General features: G+C 30.9%; 20 protein-coding genes and 1 tRNA gene. 5 read left to right on the top strand and 16 right to left on the bottom strand.

The window, feature by feature from the left end:
• Positions 1–179 precede the first annotated feature (179 nt).
• The 4 genes from Q0J35_RS00190 to murA form a co-directional block, all read right to left on the bottom strand.
• On the bottom strand, positions 180–605 hold the full coding sequence (locus Q0J35_RS00190; protein ID WP_297191865.1) for a PepSY-like domain-containing protein: 426 nt from the start codon (positions 603–605) through the stop codon (positions 180–182).
• A 110-nt stretch (positions 606–715) separates the two neighbouring features.
• Positions 716–790: transfer RNA gene (locus Q0J35_RS00195), tRNA-Gly, on the bottom strand.
• A 32-nt stretch (positions 791–822) separates the two neighbouring features.
• Positions 823–1,992, bottom strand: a complete 1,170-nt coding sequence (locus Q0J35_RS00200) for a molybdopterin molybdotransferase MoeA (RefSeq protein ID WP_297191867.1) — start codon at positions 1,990–1,992, stop codon at positions 823–825.
• A gap of 3 nt (positions 1,993–1,995) precedes the next feature.
• Positions 1,996–3,252, bottom strand: a complete 1,257-nt coding sequence (gene murA / locus Q0J35_RS00205; protein WP_297191869.1) for a UDP-N-acetylglucosamine 1-carboxyvinyltransferase — start codon at positions 3,250–3,252, stop codon at positions 1,996–1,998.
• Positions 3,253–3,313: 61 nt separating this feature from the next.
• Between murA and Q0J35_RS00210 the strand changes: the two genes are divergently transcribed.
• The 5 genes from Q0J35_RS00210 (at position 3,314) to Q0J35_RS00230 (ending at position 7,947) form a co-directional block, all read left to right on the top strand.
• The gene (locus tag Q0J35_RS00210) at positions 3,314–4,189 is read left to right on the top strand and encodes an EamA family transporter (RefSeq protein WP_297191871.1); all 876 of its coding nucleotides are present in this window, start codon (positions 3,314–3,316) and stop codon (positions 4,187–4,189) included.
• Between the two features lie 187 nt (positions 4,190–4,376).
• On the top strand, positions 4,377–5,756 hold the full coding sequence (gene ccoG, locus Q0J35_RS00215) for a cytochrome c oxidase accessory protein CcoG (RefSeq protein ID WP_297191873.1): 1,380 nt from the start codon (positions 4,377–4,379) through the stop codon (positions 5,754–5,756).
• Entirely contained in the window at positions 5,757–7,004 is a 1,248-nt protein-coding gene (locus Q0J35_RS00220; RefSeq protein ID WP_297191875.1) for an adenylosuccinate synthase, read from the top strand. It abuts the gene before it with no gap.
• Positions 7,001–7,426 (top strand): flagellar FliJ family protein, encoded by a 426-nt coding sequence (locus Q0J35_RS00225; protein WP_363315687.1) that lies wholly within the window; start codon positions 7,001–7,003, stop codon positions 7,424–7,426. Before Q0J35_RS00220 ends, Q0J35_RS00225 begins: the two co-directional genes overlap by 4 nt.
• Before the next feature lie 14 nt (positions 7,427–7,440).
• Positions 7,441–7,947: a MotE family protein gene (locus Q0J35_RS00230; protein ID WP_297192811.1), complete on the top strand. Its 507-nt coding sequence runs from the start codon at positions 7,441–7,443 to the stop codon at positions 7,945–7,947.
• A 57-nt stretch (positions 7,948–8,004) separates the two neighbouring features.
• Here the strand turns inward: Q0J35_RS00230 and Q0J35_RS00235 are convergent, their stop codons facing one another.
• The 12 genes from Q0J35_RS00235 to glmS form a co-directional block, all read right to left on the bottom strand.
• Positions 8,005–9,060: a glycosyltransferase family 4 protein gene (locus tag Q0J35_RS00235; RefSeq protein ID WP_297191879.1), complete on the bottom strand. Its 1,056-nt coding sequence runs from the start codon at positions 9,058–9,060 to the stop codon at positions 8,005–8,007.
• Entirely contained in the window at positions 9,035–9,838 is an 804-nt protein-coding gene (locus Q0J35_RS00240; RefSeq protein WP_297191881.1) for a glycosyltransferase family 2 protein, read from the bottom strand. The genes Q0J35_RS00235 and Q0J35_RS00240 overlap by 26 nt, the downstream gene beginning before the upstream one ends.
• 8 nt (positions 9,839–9,846) lie before the next feature.
• Entirely contained in the window at positions 9,847–10,920 is a 1,074-nt protein-coding gene (leuB, locus tag Q0J35_RS00245; protein WP_297191883.1) for a 3-isopropylmalate dehydrogenase, read from the bottom strand.
• The gene (gene leuD, locus Q0J35_RS00250; protein WP_297191885.1) at positions 10,917–11,411 is read right to left on the bottom strand and encodes a 3-isopropylmalate dehydratase small subunit; all 495 of its coding nucleotides are present in this window, start codon (positions 11,409–11,411) and stop codon (positions 10,917–10,919) included. Before leuD ends, leuB begins: the two co-directional genes overlap by 4 nt.
• A gap of 9 nt (positions 11,412–11,420) precedes the next feature.
• Positions 11,421–12,683 carry a 3-isopropylmalate dehydratase large subunit gene (gene leuC, locus Q0J35_RS00255; protein ID WP_297191887.1) on the bottom strand — a complete coding sequence of 421 codons (1,263 nt, stop codon included), beginning with the start codon at positions 12,681–12,683 and terminating at the stop codon, positions 11,421–11,423.
• Positions 12,684–12,686: 3 nt separating this feature from the next.
• On the bottom strand, positions 12,687–14,348 hold the full coding sequence (locus tag Q0J35_RS00260; RefSeq protein WP_297191888.1) for a 2-isopropylmalate synthase: 1,662 nt from the start codon (positions 14,346–14,348) through the stop codon (positions 12,687–12,689).
• A gap of 107 nt (positions 14,349–14,455) precedes the next feature.
• The gene (luxS, locus tag Q0J35_RS00265) at positions 14,456–14,947 is read right to left on the bottom strand and encodes an S-ribosylhomocysteine lyase (RefSeq protein WP_297191889.1); all 492 of its coding nucleotides are present in this window, start codon (positions 14,945–14,947) and stop codon (positions 14,456–14,458) included.
• Between the two features lie 36 nt (positions 14,948–14,983).
• The gene (dcuC, locus tag Q0J35_RS00270; RefSeq protein WP_297191891.1) at positions 14,984–16,372 is read right to left on the bottom strand and encodes a C4-dicarboxylate transporter DcuC; all 1,389 of its coding nucleotides are present in this window, start codon (positions 16,370–16,372) and stop codon (positions 14,984–14,986) included.
• Between the two features lie 84 nt (positions 16,373–16,456).
• Complete coding sequence (locus Q0J35_RS00275; RefSeq protein ID WP_297191893.1) at positions 16,457–18,373, bottom strand: motility associated factor glycosyltransferase family protein; 1,917 nt, start codon at positions 18,371–18,373, stop codon at positions 16,457–16,459.
• Positions 18,374–18,389: 16 nt separating this feature from the next.
• Complete coding sequence (locus Q0J35_RS00280) at positions 18,390–20,438, bottom strand: motility associated factor glycosyltransferase family protein (protein ID WP_297191895.1); 2,049 nt, start codon at positions 20,436–20,438, stop codon at positions 18,390–18,392.
• A complete protein-coding gene (locus tag Q0J35_RS00285; protein WP_297191897.1) occupies positions 20,435–22,204 on the bottom strand; it encodes a 6-hydroxymethylpterin diphosphokinase MptE-like protein in 1,770 nt (589 codons plus the stop codon). The genes Q0J35_RS00280 and Q0J35_RS00285 overlap by 4 nt, the downstream gene beginning before the upstream one ends.
• Positions 22,201–23,994, bottom strand: a complete 1,794-nt coding sequence (glmS, locus tag Q0J35_RS00290; RefSeq protein WP_297191898.1) for a glutamine--fructose-6-phosphate transaminase (isomerizing) — start codon at positions 23,992–23,994, stop codon at positions 22,201–22,203. The genes Q0J35_RS00285 and glmS overlap by 4 nt, the downstream gene beginning before the upstream one ends.
• Position 23,995 lies beyond the last annotated feature (1 nt).

Here is a 23,995-nt window from a genome sequence, read left to right on the forward strand (position 1 = left end):
TTTTTAAAAGTCAAGCTTTTTTTTATAAAATTTTTATTTTTTTCCTTTTAAAAAGGATAAAAATATATTTTTTAAAAAATGTGTTTTTTAAATTTTTGTTTTTAGAGTGCTTTATTTTTAATTTTTGTTAGATGATTTTTTTGTTTAATTACCCCTTTTATTAAGAGGTAATTTTTTGATTAGTCGTCAAATTTTTGTCCTACTACATTACCATTGGCGTCTGTATAAACTTCCATCATATTGTTGAATTTAAATTTATAGCCGTTGATAGTTCTATCAACCTCCATTATTTGAGCGTTTGGTTGTGCAGCTTTTACCTTAGATACTACTGCATTAGGCAAAAATGTTGTAGGTATAGCTTTGTATCTGCCGTCTATATCTGTCCAATCGCCATTTATATTGAACTCTATCTTTGTTCCGTCTGAAAGATCTATATCAAAAGATGTCATATCTCTTTCAGCAAACATAATGTTAGCTCCTTTGAAATGCTGTTTCACAAAATTGTGAATTTTAGCTGGTAGTGTATTTGGGGCTACTGCCATATCCGCAAATAATGAACTTGCACAAAATAAAGTAGCTAAAGCTACAACTCTTAATTTTTTCATTTTGTCTCCTTGAAAATTAATTTTTATGTTGTAATGATAGCTATATTAAGTGAAGTGTAAGTGAATGCATAATGAAGTGAATGTGAATTTAGTTTAAAACGATTTTAAAATGGAGCGGGAAACGAGATTCGAACTCGCGACCCCAACCTTGGCAAGGTTGTGCTCTACCCCTGAGCTATTCCCGCAAAATAAGAGTGTAATTTTATATAAAAAGATATTAAAAGTCAAGCTTTATGACGGATACATCTTCATCATTTTTAATCTCTTTTTTATCTATCTTGCTTATTAAAAGATACTCATTTTTAGATAGTATAGATAGCATATATGATGAATTTTGTTTGCTTTGTATGAAGTGTTTATCTTTTATATTTCCTAAAAAAAGCTCATTTCTACCACCTTTTAAATTTATTTCCCCTTTAAATTTGCAAGTTTTTACAGCAAAAAAATTACTTTGTTCTAGCGTGAAAAAAAGAAAAGATTTAACCAGTAAAAAACAAGAAAATATAGCTGATATTGGATTTCCGGGCAATACAAAAACAAATTTATTATCTTTAGCAAAAAATTTACTAGGCTTTATAAATTTAGCCTTTATATTTGACAATAAGCATTCAAAACCAAGCTCAAACAAAGCTTGTTTCATAAAGTCAGCTTCTCCTACACTAGCTGCACCGCTTGTGATTATAAGGTCGCAATCTTTTGTATTTATAGCGTTTTTGCACTCATTTACTGTATCTTGTATAATGCCTTTATAGTTTGTTTCAAAACAAGGATGATTTAATATAGCCATTATAGAATAAGCATTTGCATTGTAAATTTGTGCATCTTTTTTGCTTTCAAATGGCTCTTTTAATTCATTTCCACTTGAAAAGATGCAAATTTTAATTTTTCTAAAAACTTTAATTTTATATTTTCCTTGCGAAGCCAATAGTGCTATATGAGAAGCCTTTAACATAGTTCCTTTTTTTAGTAAAATTTCTCCCTTTTTAAATTCTTCCGCTTTTTTTCTATTGGCATTAAATTTTTTTATATCAGTTTTTATTATCAATGCTCCATTTTCCAAGCATTCATCTTCTAGCATAAGCACTGTATCTGTATTTTTAGGCATTTTAGCCCCAGTCATTATCTTATAGCATTCATCATCATTAATTTTGTATTCTTCTAAATCACCAGCAAATATACTTCCTTTTATTTTTAAAGGATTATCTTTATTTGCATATGCAAAAGCATATCCGTCAAGAGCACTATTATCAAAAGCAGGAGAATCAAATTCAGCTCTTAAATCCTCAAATAAAATTCTATCTTTAGCATCATTTAAATTTATAAGCTCAAATTCTTGTATTTTTTTTGTCTTTGTCTTCAAAAAATTTATAGCTTCAAATGTATCCAAGTTTTATTCCTCAAGTCTTTTTATATTAGCACCAAGTTTTTTAAATTTTTCCTCAAGTTTTTCATATCCTCTATCTAAATGATAAATTCTATGCACTCTGCTAACTCCTTTAGCAAACAAAGCAGCTAGTATCAATGCAGACGAAGCTCTTAAATCTGTAGCCATAACATCAGCACAGTTTAACTCTTTTGTGCCAGTTATACTTGCTATATGACCATTTAATTTTATGTCAGCACCCATTCTTAAAAGTTCGCTAACGTGCATAAAGCGATTTTCAAAAAGTCTTTCATCTATAATACTTGTCCCTTCAGCCCTTAAAGCAAGTGCCATAAATTGAGCTTGCATATCGGTAGGAAAGCCTGGATATTCACTTGTTATAATTTCAATAGCTTTTATTTTTTTGGCTGGAAGTATGGTTATTTCATCGTCTTTTACTTCTATACCAAAGCCCATTTGTCTAAATTTATCTAAAACAGCACTAAGGTGTTTTGCGTTTGCTTTTTTTACTGTTATTTTTGAATTTGTTATAGCACCTGCACAAAGATATGTTCCAGCCTCTATTCTATCAGGTATAACATTTATTTCTTTAAATGGTAAAAGCTCTCCATCTGTTCCGTAAATTTCAAGTTCATCTGCACCTATGCCTTTTATATCAAGCCCAGCTTCTTTTAAGGTTTCGCAAAGCTGCACGACTTCAGGCTCTTTAGCAACATTTATTAGCTTTGTTTTTCCTTTAGCTAATGAAGCTGCCATTATTATATTTTCACTACCTGTTACGGTTATCTTATCAAATATTATATCAGTCCCTTTTAATGCACCGCTTGCAACCACATAACCTTGCTTTATAGCTATATTTGCTCCCATTTTTTCAAGAGCTAAAAGGTGTAAATCTATAGGTCTTTGTCCTATGGCGCAACCTCCAGGCAAAGATACTTCACATTCTTTGAATCTAGCAAGCAATGGACCAAGTGTGAGTATAGAAGCCCTCATTTTTCTTACTATGTCATATTTAGCTTTTGTATTGTTTAATGTGCTAGTATTTATTTTTGCTTCGTGATTTTCAAAAGAAAATGATGCTCCTAAATTTTTAAGCAACAAAAAAAGCGTGTTAATATCCGCAACGTTTGGTATATTTTTCATACTAACTTCATTTTTTGCTAGTATGCTAGATACTATCAGCGGCAAAGCAGCGTTTTTAGCTCCACTTATTTCAACAGAACCGTTTAGATTGCTCGTTCCTTCTATTTCTAAATAATACATATTTTTTCCTTTTACAAAAAGATAAATTATACTATAATTTGTCTTGAATTATAGGAGTTTTATGAAAAGAAGCTATAAATTTGGAGTTTTATTAGTCATTTTAGGTGGATTGTTTTGGGCTAGTTCTGGAGTTATGGCTGAGTCTTTATTTAAAAAGGGATATAGTGTTGATTGGGTAAGTTTTTATAGATTGTTTTTAACAGGTTTAATACTAGCTTTATTTTCTTCTACTAAAAATAATATGCGTATTTTTAGAGATAAAAAAGAAGTTTTGTCTTTGCTTTTATTTGCTTGTTTTGGACTACTTTTAACACAGTTTGCTTATTTTAAAGCCATAGCTTATATAGATGCTGGTACAGCTACGATGATTCAGTATTCAGCACCTATTTTTATAATGCTTATTATTTGTTTAAAATCTAAAATTTTACCTAAAAAATTAGATGTATTGGCTCTTGTTATATTGCTGATTGCTATGTTTTTTTTAGCTTTTAAAGGAGAATTTTCATTGCAAAAGCTTAATTTTTGGGGATTATTTTGGGGGATACTCTCTGCTTTTGGTGTAGTGTATTACTCTTTAGGTGCTAGAAAAATAATGCTAAAATATGGCGTTATTTTTGTTATGGCTTATGCTTCTTTAATAGGTGCTATAATTCTTTTTATACTTTTATTAGGCAAAATTCCAAGTTACAATTTTACGTTTTTAGAGTATGGAACCATGTTTGGTATAGTATTTGTAGGGACTATATTAGCTTTTAGCTTGTATTTAAAAGGATTAGAGATAATAGGAGCATTAAAAGCTAGTATGATAGCTTGTATAGAGCCGGTAGCAGCTGCTTTTATGACATTTTTGTTTCTTGGCACTACTTACAGCTTTGTTGATATATTTGCTTTTTGTTTGATAATATTTTCTGTGTTTTTAAATTCTAAATCTAGATAGTTTATTTATCAGGCTTTAGTGAATTTAAAAATACAAAGCTAAAGCTATTTAAAGCCTCTTTTTAACAGAACAAAGTTTTTTAAATTTGCATTGAAATGTTTGAAATTTGTTTAAAAAATTTTCTTTGTTTTTAAAATCTTGCTTATTAATGTGAAATGTGCTACAATCTAATTTTAAAGGAGATACTATGCAAGGAAAAATCACAAATTACACAAAACAAAGATACATAACTTACGGAGTTATTGCTGTATTGGCTTTGATATTACCTTTTGTTCGTATAAATGGAAACCACTTTTTTTTGCTAAGCTTTGATCACAAAAAGCTTGATTTGCTTTTTGTTTCCTTTAGCACACAAGAGCTTTTTTTAATGCCTTTTGTGTTGATAGGTCTTTTTTTAACTATATTTTTTGTAACAACTCTAGCCGGTAGAATTTGGTGTGCTTGGGCTTGTCCTCAGACTATATTTAGAGTTATTTATAGGGATTTGATACAAACAAAATTATTAAAAATTCGTAAAAATATAAAGGACAAACAAAAAGAATATCCGGGAAATATGTTTAAAAAAATACTAGCTGTTTTAATATTTTACGTATTGTCTTTAATAGCTACAAGTAATTTATTATGGTATTTTGTCCCACCTGAAGATTTCTTTTTGTATTTGCAAAACCCAGCAGAACACTTATTATTGCTTGGAATTTTATTTTGTGCCTCTTTATTTTTAACATTTGATGTTGTTTATATACAAGAGAGATTTTGTGTATATGTTTGTCCTTATGCTAGGATACAATCTGTTATGTTTGATCACGATACAGTGCAAGTTGTATATGATGAAAAAAGAGGAGGTGTGATATTTGATGGAAAAACAAAACTACACAAAAAGCCACCTCAAGGAGAATGTATAGGCTGTGAAGCCTGTGTAACAGTTTGTCCTACTCACATAGATATAAGGCAGGGTATGCAGCTTGACTGTATAAATTGTCTAGAATGTGCTGACGCTTGTTCTGTCGTGCAAAATAAGCTAAATAGACCAAGTCTTATACAATGGACTAGCTCACAGTCTATAAACACTGGCAGGAAGGTTAAATATTTTAGATTTAGAACCGTTGCTTATTTAGTCGTTTTGGCTGTAGTTTTTATAGCCCTTTTAACAATGACTACAAAAAAAGAAAATATGCTTTTAAATATAAACAGAAGCACCGAACTTTATAATATAAATAAAAAAATAGACGGTAGTTTAGAGATAAGTAATTCTTATGTATTTTTATTCCAAAACACTGACAATAAAGCTCACGAATATTATTTTGAGGCTACTGTTAAAGATAGTAATGAAAAGCTAGAAATTTTAAGACCTAAAAAAGCTTTTAAATTAGAAGCTGGGGAGCAAGCTAAACAAATAGTAGTTTTAAAAGCAAATAGCGAGTTAGCAAACGATGATAGTAAGGATACGATTTTACATATTACTATCAAAGCTTATGCAAACGATGATAAAGAAAATATATCAGTGCTTAGAGAAAGCATTTTCGTGTATCCTAAACAAACAATTATAAAAGAAAAATCAGGAGAATAAATGGGTGCTGATATTATCATTGGCGTTCAGTGGGGAGATGAAGGCAAAGGCAAGATAGTAGATAGGCTTTGCAGAGATTATGATTTTGTATGCAGAAGTGCTGGAGGTCATAATGCAGGACATACCATATGGGCTAATGGAAAAAGATACGCACTTCATCTTATACCTTCTGGTGTTTTGCATAAAAATTGTGTAAATATAATAGGAGACGGGGTTGTTATTTCTTTAGAAGCTTTAACAGAAGAGATGAAGGCTTTTGAAGACCTTAAAGGAAGGCTTTTTATAAGCCAAAAGGCTCACTTAAATTTGAAATACCATAGCCTTATGGATATATCTAGAGAAAAAATGAGAGGCAAAAATGCCATAGGCACTACAGGTAGAGGCATAGGACCTTGCTATGCTGATAAAATTTTGCGTGTTGGTCATAGGGTATTTGAGCTTTTGAATCCTAATAAGCTTTGTGATGATATCATATCTGATTTTGAAATGAATGAAGCCATTTTTAAAGCATTTGATATAGAAAAACCAAATAAAAAAGAGCTTTTATCAGAATTGCAAAAGTATTGTGATTTTTTTAAACCTTTTATAAAAGATACCACTTCTATGCTTTATGATGCCTTGGAAAAAGATAAAAAGATTTTAATAGAAGGCGCACAAGGGACAATGCTAGATATAGATCACGGGACATATCCTTTTGTAACTAGCTCTAGCACAACAAGTTGCGGTGCTTTAAATGGGCTTGGTTTAAATTCTAAAGATAGTGGTAAGGTTATAGGCGTAGCAAAAGCTTATACTACAAGAGTTGGAAATGGTGCTTTTCCTAGTGAGGATACAGGCGAATATGGACAAAAAATATCTAAAATAGGCAATGAAATTGGCACAAGCACAGGTAGAGCTAGAAGATGCGGACACTTTGATGCCGTAGCAGTTAGATACGCTTCAAGATTAAACGGGCTTGATGAATTAGCCTTGATGAAATTAGATGTTTTAGACGGGTTTAAAACTGTAAAAATTTGCAAGGCATACGAATATAATGGAGAAGAGGTAAGTTTTGTTCCAAATGATTTAGAGAATGCAAAACCTATATATGAGGAATTTGATGGCTGGGATAAAAGTGCTGGTGTAAGAAATTTTAAAGACTTGCCAAGCAATGCTAAAAAATACATATCTCGCATAGAAGAGCTTATTAAAACTAAGATAAAATATATATCAACTTCTCCAGAAAGGGAGGATACTATAGTTCTGTGAAAACAAAATACAGCTCAGTTTTGAAGATACAAAAACAAAATTTAGATAAAGCAGAATCAAATTTAAGTAAGGCTAGAGCTAGATTAAGGCAAAATGAGCTTGAATTTGAACTAGCTTCTAGGCAGTGCGAGGAGCTTTCTCTGCCTAGTTCTGGTTCTGTTCAAAATTTAAAACAAAGTCTTGAGATTTTAGGAGTAGCTAGAGCCTTTAAAGAAAATAAAAAAGAGAAACTTATTCTTAGCAACAAAGAAGTATCGCATTATCAAATGTTGTATAAAAGAGCAAATCTTGAATATGAAAAGATAAAATACCTAGAAAGCGAAGAATTAAAAAAAATAAAAGAAAAGATTAAAAAAGAAGAAGAGAAATTTATAGATGAAATAGCTATTAGTAGGTATGTTTATGGAGAGAAAAAAACATGAAAAAAATTGTTTTTATGTTAAGTTTTTTCTTGTTTGCTTTTGCAAATGAAGAAAGGGTTTTAGAAAATAAAAGACAAGAACTTGAATTAAAAACTAGAGAATATGATGAAGCTAAACAGGCATTAGAGGCTTATAGAGCTTCTTTTGAGGCTTTGCAAAGGGAGAAAATGCAAGCTTTAGAGAAAAAAGAAGCGGAGTTGAATGCAACTATGAAAAAAATAGAGCAGTTAAAAGCTGATAATGAAAGAATCTTAAAACAAAGCGAAGAAAATTTAAAAGCGATAGAAAGCAAAACAGACGGTAGAATAAAAGAAATTTACTCATCTATGAAAGAAAGTGCTATAGCTGATGTTTTAACTCAAATGGATGGTGATGAAGCCACAAAAATCATCTTATCTTTAGAACCTAGGAAAATTTCAGGAGTTCTTTCTAAAATGCAACCTCAAAAAGCATCAGAGCTTACACTTTTAATAAAGCGAGTAGATGATAATAAAACCAAAGAAAATAACGCTAGCAATTAATTACAAATTTATTAAGCCAAGTGTTTGTTTTCTAGATATTAAGAAAAGAGTGGGCTTTTATGTCAAAATCTTAAGCCATTTTTTTATAATATTTTCTTTTTCAAATTTAAGGGCTTGTTTTTTTGCATTCTTGCTAAATTTATGTCTTAGACTTTCATCTTTCATTAAAATTTTAAGCTTTGCAGTAAAATCTTTTATATTGTTATCTTCTATTAAAAAGCCACTTTCTTTATCATTAATTATATCACTTGGTCCTGATTTTACATCAAAGGCAATGCAGGCCAAACCATAGCTACAAGCTTCAGCTAAAACCATACCAAAGCCCTCAAAATGGCTCGTCATAGCGTAAATGCTAGCCGATAAGTATTCTTTTTCTATGTCTTTTGTGAAATTTTTAAATTCCACATTTTTCATAATCCCCAATTTTTCAGCTTTTTCTTCTAAACTTTTTCTTAAAATTCCATCACCTACTATACAAAGCTTCCATTCCTGCAAACTTTTATCGTCTAAAACTAAGCTAAAAATATCTAATAATCTAAAAAATCCTTTTTGATCTCCTCTATCCATACGACCTACGCTTATAATTGCTTTTTGACTTAGATTTGTTTCTTTGTTTGGAATTGTGTTTAAAAAATTTGGTATTACCGTTATATTTTTATGATACTTTTCCCAAGTAAGAAGTTCTTTTGTTGATAATACCACTATATCATCAAAACTATCAAAAATTTTCTTTTTCTTTCTTGGTGCTTGTAAATGCCACAATCTAATATATTTTGTATGTTTATTTTTAAAAAAAGGCACAAAAAAACCATCGTTTGCTAAAATAAAATCAAAATTTTCTTTCTTTATAAACATACAAAGTTTTAAGCTTAAAAAATACCTATAAATACTTTTCATAAAAAACTTATAAATGGCATTTTTTGCTTTTATATTTGATAGATATTTTATTTTTAATTTTGAATTTATTTCAAAATGTAAATTTTCGTTTTCTTTAAAAAAACTTACAACTTCAAGTTCATAGTATTTACAAAGCTCATTGGCTAAATTTGCACCGACCCTCTCTCCTCCGCCATTTGAGCTTATGTCTTTAGAGCTTATTAACAGTTTCTTCATCTTTATTTAACTCATAGAGCTTTGCGTATCTTAAGAAAGAACCTTGTGCATTCATAAATGAAATTATAAAGCCTTTGTATCCATAAAATATGCCCTTTCTAAAGAAATAATCCTTAGTAAAGCTTACAAAGAATCTCAATATAGCAGAGCTAAAAGATGTTTTTTTGGAGTTTTTAAATTTTTCTTTAGCTGAATGACTTGTGTATAAATTCATCTTTGTTACTATGCTTTCTATTCCAGAACAAGTATAATGCTTCACGCCAAAATCAAGTTTTTTAAAATTTGAATCTTTAGGCACTATCACGCTTTCATGCACTAGGTTGTTGTTAAATTTTGTATAATTTTTATTAAAAATGCGTGTAACATAATCAGGATACCAGCCGCAAGCCTTTATCCATTCTTGTTTGTATAGATTTTTGCGGGGTAGGGCTAGGATAGTTTTCTCATCTACAGCTTTAGAAAAGAAGTCTTTTAGGTAGTTTAAACACTCTTTTTCTAAGATTTCATCACTGTCTATGCTAAATATCCATTCGTTCTTAGCGTAAGAAATAGCTAAGTTTTTCAAGGCACCAAAGCCTATAAATTCGCTTTGATATATTTTTAAATTTTTATATTCTTTGTTAAAATCGTGAGCGATTTTTAAGGTATCATCGCTACTTTCATTATCAAGCAAGATGATTTCGTCAAAATCTTGCAAATTTTCTAGGCATTCTTTTATGTGCTTTTGTGCATTTTTTACTAAAATACACGCACTTAAAGTAAGTTTGTCATTTTTCATTTCTTATCCTAAGATAGATTTTTAATTATCTCATCTCCCATTTGCGAACAAGTTAGCAAGGTAGAGTCTTTATCCATTATATCAGCTGTTCTAAAGCCTTGGTTTAAAGTTTTTTGCACTGCATCTTCTATGGCTTTTGCCTCTTTTTCAAGCTCAAAAGAAAGTCTTAGCATCATAGCCACACTTAGTATAGTAGCTATAGGATTTGCCTTGTTTTGTCCAGCTATATCTGGTGCTGAGCCATGAATTGGCTCGTAAAGACCTTGTTTGGTTTCATTTAGAGATGCAGAGGGTATAACTCCTATGCTACCTGTTATGATACTTGCCTCATCACTTAAAATGTCTCCAAACATATTTTCAGTCAAAATTACATCAAATTGTGAAGGTCTAGCACAAAGCTGCATAGCCGCATTATCTACATACATATGACTTAGTTTTACATCTTTATACTCTTTTGCCACTTCCTCGCTTATTTTTCTCCAAAGGCGACTACTATCAAGAACATTTGCCTTATCAACTGAAATAAGCTCTTTTTTTCTATTTTTAGCTATATCAAAAGCAACTTTAGCTATACGTCTTATTTCGCTTTCTTTATAAGTCATATCATCGCTTGCTACAAGTTCATTTTCTATCTTTTTGGTTTTATGTTCTCCAAAATAAACCCCACCTGTCAATTCTCTAACTATTATCAAATCAATGCCTTGTTCTAAAATTTCAGCCTTTAAGGGAGAGGCATTTTTTAACATAGGAAACAAAAAAGCAGGGCGTATGTTTGCAAACAATCCTAATTCTTTTCTTATTCTAAGCAAGGCTTGTTCTGGTCTATTTGTGCTTACTTCATTATCCCATTTAAAACCACCAACAGCACCCAACAGCACCGAATCGCTTTCTTTGCAAATTCTTAAGCTTTCATCAGGCAAACACTGTCCTGTTTTATCTATGGCACAACCACCTGCTAAAACTTCATTAAAAGAAAAGTCGTGCTTGTAAATTTTAGCTACTGTTTTTAGCAGTTTTAATGCTTCTTCTATGATTTCAACGCCTATTCCATCGCCTCTTACTACGGCTATATTTTTTTTCACCTTTTATCCTTTTTTTGTGCTATATAATTTACATAGCCATTTGCATTTATTATTTCTTGTATAAATGATGGAAAAGGAGTTGTTTTGTAAGTTTTGTTTTTGCTTAAATTTGTGATAGTTCCACTGCTAAAGTCAATTTCTACTTCATCTTTGTCATCTATCTCATCTGCTGCATCTGATTCTATTATAGCTAGACCTATATTTACGGCATTTCTGTAAAAAATTCTAGCAAAACTTTTTGCTATAATGCAAGAAATTCCACTTTCTTTTATGGATATAGGGGCGTGTTCTCTGCTTGAGCCACAACCAAAATTATATCCAGCAACCATTATATCGCCCGGTTTTACCTTTTTAACAAAATCTTTATCTATATCTTCCATACAGTGCGAGGCTAATTCTTTATTATCGCTTGTATTTAGATACCTAGCGGGTATTATAACATCTGTATCTACATTATCATTATACTTATGCACAAAACCTTTTACTTTCATAAGTTCTCCTTATAAAACTTCATCTGGTGAGCTTAATTTACCTGTTATGGCACTAGCTGCGGCAACTTCGGGAGAAGCTAGATAAACTTCACTTGTTACATGTCCCATTCTACCTACAAAATTTCTATTTGTTGTTGATACGCATTTTTCATTTGCTGCTAAGATACCCATATGTCCGCCAAGACAAGGTCCGCAAGTTGGTGTTGATACTACTGCACCTGCTTCTATAAAAGTTTTTAGATAGCCTTGTTTAATGCATTCTAGGTAAATATTTTGTGTGGCTGGTATTATAATACAGCGAGTGTTTTTAGCGATTTTTTTACCTTTTAAAATTTCATAAGCTGCTTTCATATCGCTAAGGCGACCGTTGGTGCAAGAGCCTATTACGATTTGATCTATTTTTATATCTCCCCAATCCTTTTTGGTTCTGGCATTTTCAGGCAAGTGTGGAAAGGCTACTGTGTGTTCTATCTCATCTAAATTTATATCATACACTTTTTCATACTCTGCATCTTCATCAGCTTTATAAATTCTAAATTCTTTAGAAGTTCTACCTTTTGCATACTCGATAGTTACATCATCTACTTCAAAAATTCCATTCTTAGCACCTGCTTCTATAGCCATATTTGCAATGCAAAGCCTATCATCTATTGTAAGATTTTTAAGCCCCTCACCGCTAAATTCCATACTTTTATATCTTGCACCATCAACGCCTATTAAGCCTATTATATGAAGTATTACATCTTTTCCGCTTACATTTTTTCTAAGCTTACCTGTTATGTTAAATTTAAGTGCAGATGGCACTTTAAACCAAGCTTCTCCAGTAGCCATAGCCATACCCATATCAGTAGAGCCAACTCCTGTAGAAAAAGCACCTAAAGCTCCATAAGTGCAAGTATGAGAATCAGCACCAATAACTAAATCTCCAATGGTAACTATGCCTTGTTCTGGCAAAAGTGCGTGTTCTACCCCCATATTTCCAACATCATAGTAATGTTTTATATCAAAGTCGTTTGCAAAGCAGCGACATTGTTGAGACTGCGTGGCTGCTTTTATATCTTTGTTTGGAGCAAAATGATCCATTACTAAAGAGATTTTATTTTTATCAAAAACTTGAGTAAATTTGGCTTTTTTAAATGCATTTATCGCAACCGGAGTTGTTATATCATTACCCAAAACCATATCAAGTTTTGCCATTATCAAATCCCCAACTTTTACTTCTTTAAGCCCTGCACGGTCTGCTAAAATTTTTTGCGACATTGTCATAGACATTTTTTATCCTTCCTTTTTTAAAGCCCTATTTATGGCACTTGTTAAACCTTTTATAGAGGCAGCGATGATATCCTCATCAATGCCTACACCAAACATTTTTTTTCCTTCAAAATCCACATACACATAAGATATTGCTTGAGACTTTGATCCTTCTTTTAAGGAATGCTCGCTATAGTCTAAAATTTCAAAATTTATATCAAGCACTTCTTTTAAGGCAGATGCTATACTATCAAGACGACCATTTCCCTGTGATTGTTTAGTTTTTTTCTCTCCATTAAAACTTAAATTTAGCGTAACTTGCATACTATCTTTTTTGTTAAAATTATAGTCTAAAATTTCAAGCGGACTTGTAAGATTTACAAAATCTCTTTCAAAAATTTCACAAATTTCATTTGGGTTTAATTCTTTTTGAGCTTTGTCTGAAATATCTTTTATATGGTATGAAAATTCCTCTTTTAAAATAGACGGCAAATCGGCTTTATAATGTTGATTTAATATATAAGAAATTCCACCCTTGCCACTTTGTGAATTTATCCTTATCACATCACTTTCATAAACCCTTCCAAGATCTTTTGGATCTATTGGCAAGTATGGCACAGTCCAAGTAGAAAGTGAATTTTCTTTATGATAAGCCATACCTTTAGCTATAGCGTCTTGATGAGAACCAGAAAAAGCTGCAAATACAAGTTTTCCGGAGTATGGTTGTCTTTCATATACGCTCATCTTGCTGACTCTTTCATACAAATTCGCTATGCTTGGTATATCGCTAAAATCAAGCTTATTATCGATTCCGTGTGTATGCAAATTCATAGCTAATGTTATAAGATCTACGTTTCCTGTTCTTTCGCCATTTCCAAAAAGAGTTCCTTCTATCCTATCAGCACCGGCTAAAACTCCAAGTTCAGCAGCAGCCACAGCACAGCCTCTATCATTGTGTGGGTGCAAGGAAATTAGCACACTATCTCTTTTATTTAAATTTTCTGACATAAATTCGATTTGAGAAGCGTATATATGTGGTAAGCTCATTTCAACAGTAGCAGGTAGGTTAATAATCATACTTTTTTCTTTGCTAGGGTTTAAAATTTCAATAACCTCATTGCAAACTTCTAAAGCATAGTCAATTTCTGTGCCTGTAAAGCTTTCTGGCGAGTATTCAAAACGAAAATTTCCCTGTGTTTGTTTTGCTAATTCTCTTACGCATAATGCCCCATCTGTAGCTATTTTCTTTACTTCATCTTTGCTCTTTTTAAAGACTTGTTGTCTTTGTGCAAAAGAGGTCGAGTTGTAAAAATGCACTATGGCGTTTTTGCAACCTTTTAAGCTTTCAAATGTTTTTTTTATGATATGCTCTCTACTTTGCGTTAAGACTTGTATGCTTACATCATCTGGGATAAGATCCTCATCTATAAGTTTTCTTACAAAGTCAAATTCTGTAGCTGATGCTGCTGGAAATCCAACTTCTATTTCTTTAAAGCCTATTTTTACCAAGAGCTTAAAAAAATCCAACTTTTCTTCTAAATTCATAGGTGTGATTAAGGCTTGATTCCCGTCTCTTAAATCCACGCTACACCAAATAGGAGCTTTGTCTATAAATTCCTTTTTACTCCACTTTAAACTTTCTTTAGGCGGCATATAATAGCCTCTGTGATATTTTTTGTAATTCATCTTGTCCTACTTAATATTTTGATCTATTTTAACATTTTATTTTTTTTACTAGCTTAAAAGCTAGTTTTTAGAAAGTTAGGAATCTCAAAAAAAAGAAATTCCTTTATTTAAGCGAAGTCTTTCAGCAGCAGTTTTTGAGTGTCCATTATGCCTATTTTTGAATTTAAAACTTTTTGTGCTATTTCTTGAGCCTCGTTGATAGAGTGCATTTTGCAAGTTCCGCATTGGTATTCATTTGCTTCTGGTATCTCTTTTGCATTTAATACATCTTTCATACTTTTTTCCCAAGCACATTTTACATCTTCATCGCTAGGTTTTCCTATAAGACTCATATAAAAGCCGGTTCTACAGCCCATAGGAGATATATCTATGATCTCAACTTCTCCGTCTTTATTTAAGTGTTCTCTCATAAATCCGGCGAATAAATGTTCTAAAGTATGGATTCCTTTTTCTGATAAAATTTCTTTATTTGGCACACAAAAACGAAGATCATATACTGATATAGTATCTCCTTTTGGAGTTTGCATAGTTTTTGCTAAACGCACGGCAGGTGCTGGCATAATAGTATGATCGACTTTGAAACTATCTAATAATGGCATTTTTTCTCCTTATTGTAAATTTTAGGATAAATTATATCAAAAAATGGTAAAAGAGTAAGCTACTAGTATATTAACAAGCATTCCAAGTAATAAAAGAGGAGTGCTTGTTTTAACTATACTCATAGGACTTAGCTTTGCATAACCTGCTAAAACTAAAATTCCGCCAGATATAGGCGAGGTAGCACGTCCTAAGCAAGAAGCTATTTCTATCGGTAAAACTAAAACCATAGGATGTATGCCAAGCTTTGTCGCTATATCAGGAGCTAGTTTGCCAAATGCATTAAAAGCGGCTATTCCAGAGCCCATTATTACAGAGGCAAAATATACCAAAAAGCTTAAAACTGTTATGCTTAGTATGATAGCTGATGCTCCCATATTTGATACAGCAGAAGCTAATATAGAAATTCCTCCAAGAGCCTTTATGCCCTCTGCAAATATCCCTGCTGCTATTATTATAGATACAACTGTTATAAAAATATCAGCCATAGCTTTTAATATAACCATTATATCTTCACCAAGCTTTTTTCCGTCTTTGTGCCTTATAAATTCTATTGTAAATACTATGGCAATGCTTAAAAAATTTGCAGTGATTACGTCTAGTTTTACATTTAAAAAATAAGCAGAAAATAAAAAAACTATTGGAAGCCAAGGTAAAAATATATAAAATAATGGGCATTTTGGATCTTTTATTTCAGGTATTTCAACCTTTACATCATCTGTTTTTTTAGCCTCATCTCTTTTATCTATATAATTATAATAAAAAGGTATGACAAGTGCTATAACCACTACGTAGGCTATAACTGTGTAAATTTGATAATTTAAAAATAAACCTATAACATTATCGCTTTCGCCAACCATAGCTGCCATATTTATAGAATTTGCGTCCTTTGGACCGTAATCAATCGCTATTAAAGAAAGCACAGAAACTGCTGTTAAAGGTCTAATCCCTATGGTAATTAATACAGGATAAATACAAGCTAATAGTAGTATTAAAAGCCCAGCATATGATGAAATGACTATTTTTAATGCCATTCCAACCACGAAAGTTCCGCTTAAAACTAGGTATTTATTTTTGATTTTGCCAAGAGGTTTATTTGCTATGTATGCTAATTTTGATGATGCGTTTATGTGTTTCATATAAGCAGCAAAACCAGCTACTGACATTATCACAAGTCCAACTCCTGCTAAGTTTTTCTTAAAACTATCTGTTATAAATGCAAAAGAATCTAGCAAATTTGTTATAAATGTAATATCTTCTAAAGCCCTTTTTGTTGTAGGGATCAATGTGCCGTTTAGATAAAAAGCTGATATTAAAATAACTATGCCCGAAAAAAAGAAAATAAAGATGGGATTGTAGTTTTTTAAAATAAAATACGCCACCAAGCTTACAAAAAAAAGTGTTAGAACTAAAGATATTAAGTCCATTTATATACCTTTGAATTTATGTATAAGGTATAATTTTACACTTTTTCTAACTTTTTTACAAGGAAATAAAATATTTTATAAAAGTTAAATCAACTTTCTTTTTTCTAGCAATTCCCTTAGCGGCACTATAGCTGCTTTGAAAACTCCATTTTGAAGTAAGGTTAGATTATGCACTTCATCAACCCAAGCTTCGTGAGCGTAAATCCAAGCTACCATTTTGTTTTGCTTATCTGCTTCGCTTAGCACATTTTGAAGATAAAGCGGTGCTAAGGAGCTTTCATAATGATGTAAATTAGGACCTAAAACCTCTCCTAAAAAGGCGTATTTTTTAGTGCCAAGTTTATTTTTAATCTTATCTAAATTTTGATATACAGAAGTAAGGCTGGGTTTATTTTTCGCATTTTGCTTACTTTGAGGATTTATAAAATAAGTCATTTGTTTAGACACTCTTCTGCATTCTTTTGCTAGATTTTCTCCTCTTCTTTGATAGGTTTTTATTTTTTTGTAAGCATATAAAAGGAGTTTATTTTGGTGTTCTCTTTTGTAAGGTTTTATTTTTACAAATGGTTTTTTTAAATCTTTGCCTAATAACTCCTCACAGCATTCTTTAAAAGGCTTTTCTATGGTATGTTCTATCCTAGCACCACCTTCTGTTGCGTTGTAAATATTAAAATTTTGTTTAGCCCTTTCAAACATAGGTTCAAAAATGTTTTTAAAAAGAAACCAAACCTCTGTGGTTTTTACAGTCCCAACTCCACCATAAGCTTTGACCGTGTGTTTTGCCAGACGGTTGGTTTCTTGTTTTGATTTTTCTTCCCCTCTTGAGTAATTCTTAGAATGCCCCTTATCATCTTTGCCAAATGCTAAATCTTGCCCTATAAAAATGATATTTTTGTGTTTTAATCTTGTAGCTAGTAAAAAAGCCATATGAGAAACTGACATTCCCGTTAGGCTTTGGTATTCTTTAAAATCCATATCCATTGCTAATGGCAGAGTTTTTGGAGTTAATATATACTCTCTTTTATTTCTTTCTAGGTATTCTATAGTTTTTGGATTGGTTAAGGCTAGTGCTACAAAAAGCACGTTTTTATCAAAGTCGCCAAAGTCATTATCAAAGAATTCTGATGTGGCTACCACTCTTTCTAAGGTTAATACATAATCAGGCTTGATACCATGTTCGTGCAATATAGGATAAGAAGCATCAAGGCAAAAAATACTAGCCTTTTTTGCATACTTTTTTAAAAGTGGAAGTTGCTTATCAAGGCTTGGTCCTGTTGCTACTATTATAGCAGTATCTGCTTTGCCTTTTCTTTTTTTTATAAGCTCCTCTAAAGAAGCGTGAGTAAGCATTTTTGGCAGGTGTTTTATAAAATGATTTATGCCTATTAAAGCATCTTTTGCATCGTTTCCTCTTTTTAAGGAATTTGATATCATTGTATTTTTATTGATAGAATTTATATGTAAAATATCTTTTTTGTATTTTTCGTAAAAAGAACAGTTAAGCTCTAAATGATATGAGCGATAAAGCAGGTTTATTTCCCTAGATGTAAATAAAAAGTCAGCCCTAGCACCGTCGTATTGAGGACTATTTACTAAACAAAGTCTAGCCTTGTATAAATCCTCACTGAAATCAACCAGACAAAGAGCTATAAATATAAGCTCTATTTCTTTTTCAAATACTACTATTCTTTTGTAATTTTTATTTTGAAGCAAAGCCTTATATAAAAGCCCATTTCCAATACCATAAAAAAATAGCATAGGAAATTTAGCTTTTTCTTTGTTTATTTCTTCTATCCTTTCTTTTAGCTCTTCAAATGGTTTAGCATACATCTTTTCTTTTGTTTTAAGCTCTGTGATATTTAAATTTAAAGGCTCATACAAGTCAAAAAAAGGCTCAAATTTTTTAGTATTTTTCATCTTTTTTAATTTTTTAACTAAGGGTTCATAAAATCTAGCTCTCATACTGTTTAAATTCTTGTCAAAAATATCTGTTTTTTCCATTTTTCATCCTTTTATATTATATTAAACCGTCTTTTTTTTTATTAAAAAGTCTTTTTAGTAAAAAATTAAACATAATTTTTAAAGCCCCCCCCCCATCTTTGTTTATGATATTTTCAGAGCGAGCTTTGATCTTTAACAACCTTTTTTCAAAGCCTCTTTTTAAAAGTTCTTCCTCAAGCACTTTTATATCCCTTAAAAGTGTATTTTTTTGCTCTTTTACAGCACCTCTAAAATAATCGGCAAAAAGCACATTTTCTTTAAATATCAAATACATTTTTGCAAGTCTTTCGTTTTCATCTCTTACGGGTAGAGTGTAACATTTAGCAAGATGTAGCATCAGTTGATTTGCTAATGGCTGCAATAGTTCATATATATCAAAAAATTCTTTATCGTCCAACATAAATTGCCTTAATTTATCAATATTATTTATTTCATCTTCCATATCTTTTTCAAATTCTTTTAAATTATCGGCATTTTTATATTTTTGTAATTTTTCGCTTAAAATGCTTAGTCTTTCATTCATATTCTTTTCTTCTTTTTCACAGTGTTTAGCAGAAAGATATACCCTAAAATAAGCCTTTAGCATAAGCTCATCTTCTTGTTTTTTGCTAGGAAGTGGAATTTTTACAAAAGGTCTTTGAATATCTTCTTTTAAAAGCTCCTCACAGCATTCTTTAAAAGGCTTTTCTATAGTATGTTCTATCCTAGCACCACCTTCTGTTGCATTATAAATTTTGATTTTATTACACAAACTGCTTGTTAGCGTTTCTAAGGAATCTTTAAAAGATTTCCAAATAGTATGTGTTTTAACAAGCTTATTACCACCGTAAGCCTCTATATCAAAAGGAGTATATAATGAACTTTCATAAGTAGCACTGTTTTGATACTCATCAGGGTGGGAATTTCCATTATCAGCATAGGCTAAATCCTGCCCTATAAATATTATATTTTCGTTTCCAAGCATATAAGCTACTATAAAATTTAAGTGAGCTACCGATATAGTATAATCTATATAACCGTATTTTGTTAAATTCATATATAATTGAAAACTTAGTAATTTATCTATAGATATATATTTTCTATTATATTTATTTAAATATTTATAGGCGTTTGGATGGACAATAGTATAAGGTAAAAACACTATATCTTCATCGAAATCACCAAAATCGTGATTAAAAAATTCAGCTGTTATTTCAGTTCTTTCAAGCATAGATACATAATCAGGTTTGATTGCGTATTTATAAAGTATAGGATAAGCAGAATCAGCACAAAATATCACTACTTTGTCTCTATACTGTTTTAAAAGTGGGAGTTGTTTTATAAGAGATGGTCCCGTTGAGACTATGATAGCTGTTTTGCTTGTATTTTTTCTAAGCCTTAAAAAATCTTTAAAATTTGAGTTTGTGAGCTTATCTTTTAAATTTAAAACATACTGTGAAATTCCTTGCAAGGCATCATAAGGATCGTTTCCATTCATTAATATAGAATTCTTAATGGCCGTGCTAACTAGTCTATTTAAATACAAAATTTCTTCTTCAAATTTTTCATAATACACAGTTGTTATATCCATAAAATACGTTCTGCTGTAAAAATAAAATAAAGATTTGTGATTATATAAAGGAAGCAAAGAGTTGTAAGTAGCTTCTTTAGAAAAACTTATTATTATTTTGTTTTCTTTTAATTCTTTTGAAAAATCCACAAAATGAAATGCTAAAAAAAGTATTTCTATTTCTCTTTCAAAGACCAAGATATGAGCTAGATTAGGATTTTGCAAAAGCCCTTTAAACAAAAGACCGTTTCCAAAACCGTAAAAGGTTAAAACTTTATAGTATCTATACTCTACATCATATTTTTTAAGCATATCTTCTAAATCTTTAATAGGATTTTTGTATATTTTTTTATTATCTCTTAAATCTACAAAATTTATATCTAAAGGATCTTTGCCTAAAACAACCTTGTATAAATTAGGTTTTTTAATAGCACAGATCTTATCTTTAAAAGATTTTACCTGTATTGCATCTATGTTTTTTCTAAACATATCCTTTTGTTCTTGTGTAAATTTCAAAGCCTATCCTTTAAATAATTTGTCAAAAGCTCATCTTGCAAAGAAAGCAAAGTTAAAGATTCTTTAAAAAAAGATTCTAAAAGTTCTTTTACGTCTTTTTCATTAAAATCAAGAGCTTTCATTTTTACTAGCTCACTTGCCTTTTCAAAATAAAGAGGCAAAAAAAGCTCTGAAAAAAATTCACTTTTTCTAAGCTTAAGCATTAATAGTTCCAAATTTTTTATATCATCTTTTTTGCATTTTTGAAAATCTTTTAAAAAGGTATTTTGAATTTGCAAAAGCTCTTTTATCCTCTTTTTAGCTTTCTTTTTTAAGGATTTTATTTGCGTTTCATTGTTTTTTACAGTAAAAAATTCTTTTTTAAGATCCTCTTTTAAAAGCTTTTCACAACACTCTTTAAAAGGTTTTTCTATAGAATTATTTATCCTTGCTCCGCCCTCTGTGGCATTATATACTTTTATGCCAAGTTTTGAGCTAACTAAGGCTATATCTTTTTCAAAAATTTTTCTAAAAAGCGTCCAGACAAAAGAGCTTTGCACGGTTTTTTTGCCGCCATAAGCTTCGCATTCATAGTGATTAAAATCTCTTTCATAATCATTTTTATGCAAATTTTTATATATATAATTTTTGCTATGAGAATTTTTATCTTCGCTATAAGCAAGATCTTGCCCTATTAAAATGATATTTTCAAATCTAAGCACACAAGCCATTTCAAAAGCCATATTCGCAACACTTAATCCATCTGCTAGATAGCCAAAGTCATCAAGTTTTAAAGATGTGCTAAAATGTAAGGCTCTAAGTGCTAGGATAAAATTTCGTTTATTTCTTTTAAGATATTTTACAGTGTTTGGGTGGGTCAATGCTGATATGATAAATATAATATTTTTGTCATATTCTTTATAGTCGTTGTTAAAAAATTCAGAGCTTAAAGGTATTCTTTCTAAAGAAAATACAAAATCAGGGATTATATTGTGCTCGTAAAGTATGCTATAGCTTGAATCAAGGCAAAAAATTATAAGATTGTTTTGCACTTCTTTTAAAAGAGGCAATTGCTTTTCTAAGGATGGTCCGGTGGATATTATTATCGCTGTTTTAAATTTAAATTTATTTTCCTTTAAAAAAGGTCTTATCGGTGGATTTTCCAGCATATCATTTAAATTTAAGATAGTATTTTTTATACCAGCAAGAGCGTCTTTATAGTCATTTCCATAAGAAAATGCCTTGTTTTTCATAAAAGAAATAAGCTTTAAATTTAAATTATTTATATCATCTTTAAAATTTGTTTCATAAAAATAGCTATGTATATTTAGTTTATAAATTTTATGGGCTAAGATTATATTTTCTATCTCAAAGATTTTAGATATTTCACCATCATCAAAAGAATTTATAATTATCAACCGTTGTTCGCATATATATTTGCTAAAATCAAAAAAACACAAACATAGCTTTATAAGCTCTAGTTCTTTTTCAAAGATTATAAGATGTTTTAAATTTTCATTTTCAAGCAAAAGCTTATAAAGAGCGGCAGAACCAAGCCCATAAAAAAATAAAACCGGATATAAAGTGCAGTTATCATTAAAGAAATTTAAAGAGCTTAAAAGCTCTTCATTTGCATTTTTATAAAGCATTTTCCCTTTAAAATTTACATTTAAACCAAATTCATCTTTTAAAAGGTCAAAATTTTGTATATTTATCTTATATAAATCATCTAAAATAGAGCTTTTTATAAGGGATAAAGCTCTAAGATTATTATCGAGATTTATCATTCAACGGTAACGCTTTTTGCCAAATTTCTTGGCATATCTACATCGTTTCCAAGCCTTATAGAAATTTCCATAGCTAAAAGTTGAACGATTATCATCATTTCAAAAAATTCACACATAAAATGCTCTTGTTTATTTGTCTTTATGAAATCATCGCTTAATTCAAATTCATTAGGAGATATGCAAAGCACGGTAGAATCTCTTGCTATAAGCTCTTCTACGTTTGATTTGGTTTTGTCATAAAGGCAAAGCTCAGGCATCAAGGCTATGGTATATAGCTTACTATCTGCTAGAGCGATAGGTCCGTGCTTCATCTCTCCTGCTGGATATCCTTCAGCGTGCAAATAAGAAAGCTCTTTTAGCTTTAAAGCTCCCTCCAAGGCAAGTGGGTAAAACACATCTCTTCCTATAAAGAAAAATCCGTGTCCATCAAGATATCTTTTTGAAAGTCTATGAACTTTATCGTGCAGTTTTTGAGTAACAAGTGCTACTTTTGGTATATGTCTTAGTGCTTTTAGCTCTTTATTCATATCAAAACCCTTTTTTTGAGCTATAAAGATTGCCAACATCCATAGTGTTAAAATTTGTGTCGCAAAAGCCTTTGTAGATGCCACGCCTTTTTCAATACCAGCTCTTGTTAATATAGAATAATCCGCTAAACGCACTATGCTAGAATTATCTACATTACAAATTGCTACCGTTTTTGCACCCTTTTGCTTAGCTATTTTTAAAGCTTCTAATGTATCGGCAGTTTCTCCACTTTGAGATATAACTACAAATAAAGAATTTTCTTTTACTATACCGTCTTTATACCTAAATTCACTAGCTATTTCAACAGAAGTTTTTACCTTAGAAAGTCTATTAAAAAGATAAGAAGAAGACAAAGCTGCGTGATAGCTAGTCCCACAAGCACAAATGCTAAGCTCTTCTACATCTTTTAAATTTTCATTTTTAAGCTCATCAAATATAATTTCCTCGCCTTCTATACGTCCCATTAAAACTTCGCTTAATACATTACTTTGCTCATAAATTTCTTTTTCCATAAAAAATCTAAAACCATCTTTTTGAGCATAAGCTTTATCACTAGGCAGTTTAACAAAGGTATTTGCTCTTAGTATATCGTTTTCATATATAAGCAATTCATTCTTGCTTGCATAGCCATAACTTACATCTTCTAGGTATATTACATCATTAACTTTACCTATTAAAGCGGCATCTGCTGAAGCAAAAAATGTCTCATCTGCGTTTTTCCCTATGATTAAAGGTGCTGCATTTTTTGCAAAAAATACCTTTGTAGGTTCTTTTTTTGAGATAAGCAAGGTAGCAAAAGCACCTTTTAATTCAGATACAAGTTTTTTAAATGCATCAAAAGCGTCCATATCTTTAGCGTAATACTCGAAAAGCTGCACTATAACCTCGGTATCTGTTTGACTTAAGAAGCTAATACCTTCTTTTTCTAGCTTTTCTTTTATTTCTTTATAATTTTCTATGATTCCATTATGTATAACACAAGAATATTCTCCAAGATGCGGATGAGCATTTATTTCAGTAGGTTTTCCGTGCGTTGCCCATCTTGTGTGTCCTATTGCAAAACCAAAGCCCTCGCTAGAAAAAGCTTCGCATTTATTAGCTAAATTTTCAAGCTTTCCAACTGCCTTGAAAAAATCAAGCTCCTTGTCTTTTAATACAGCTAATCCAGCGCTATCATAGCCTCTGTATTCTAGCTCTTTTAAGCCTTCTAAGATAATATTTTTTTTCTCCCTAGAACCGATGTAACCAACTATACCACACATT

Source organism: uncultured Campylobacter sp. (assembly GCF_944323605.1).
In the GTDB taxonomy this organism is placed as follows: domain Bacteria; phylum Campylobacterota; class Campylobacteria; order Campylobacterales; family Campylobacteraceae; genus Campylobacter_D.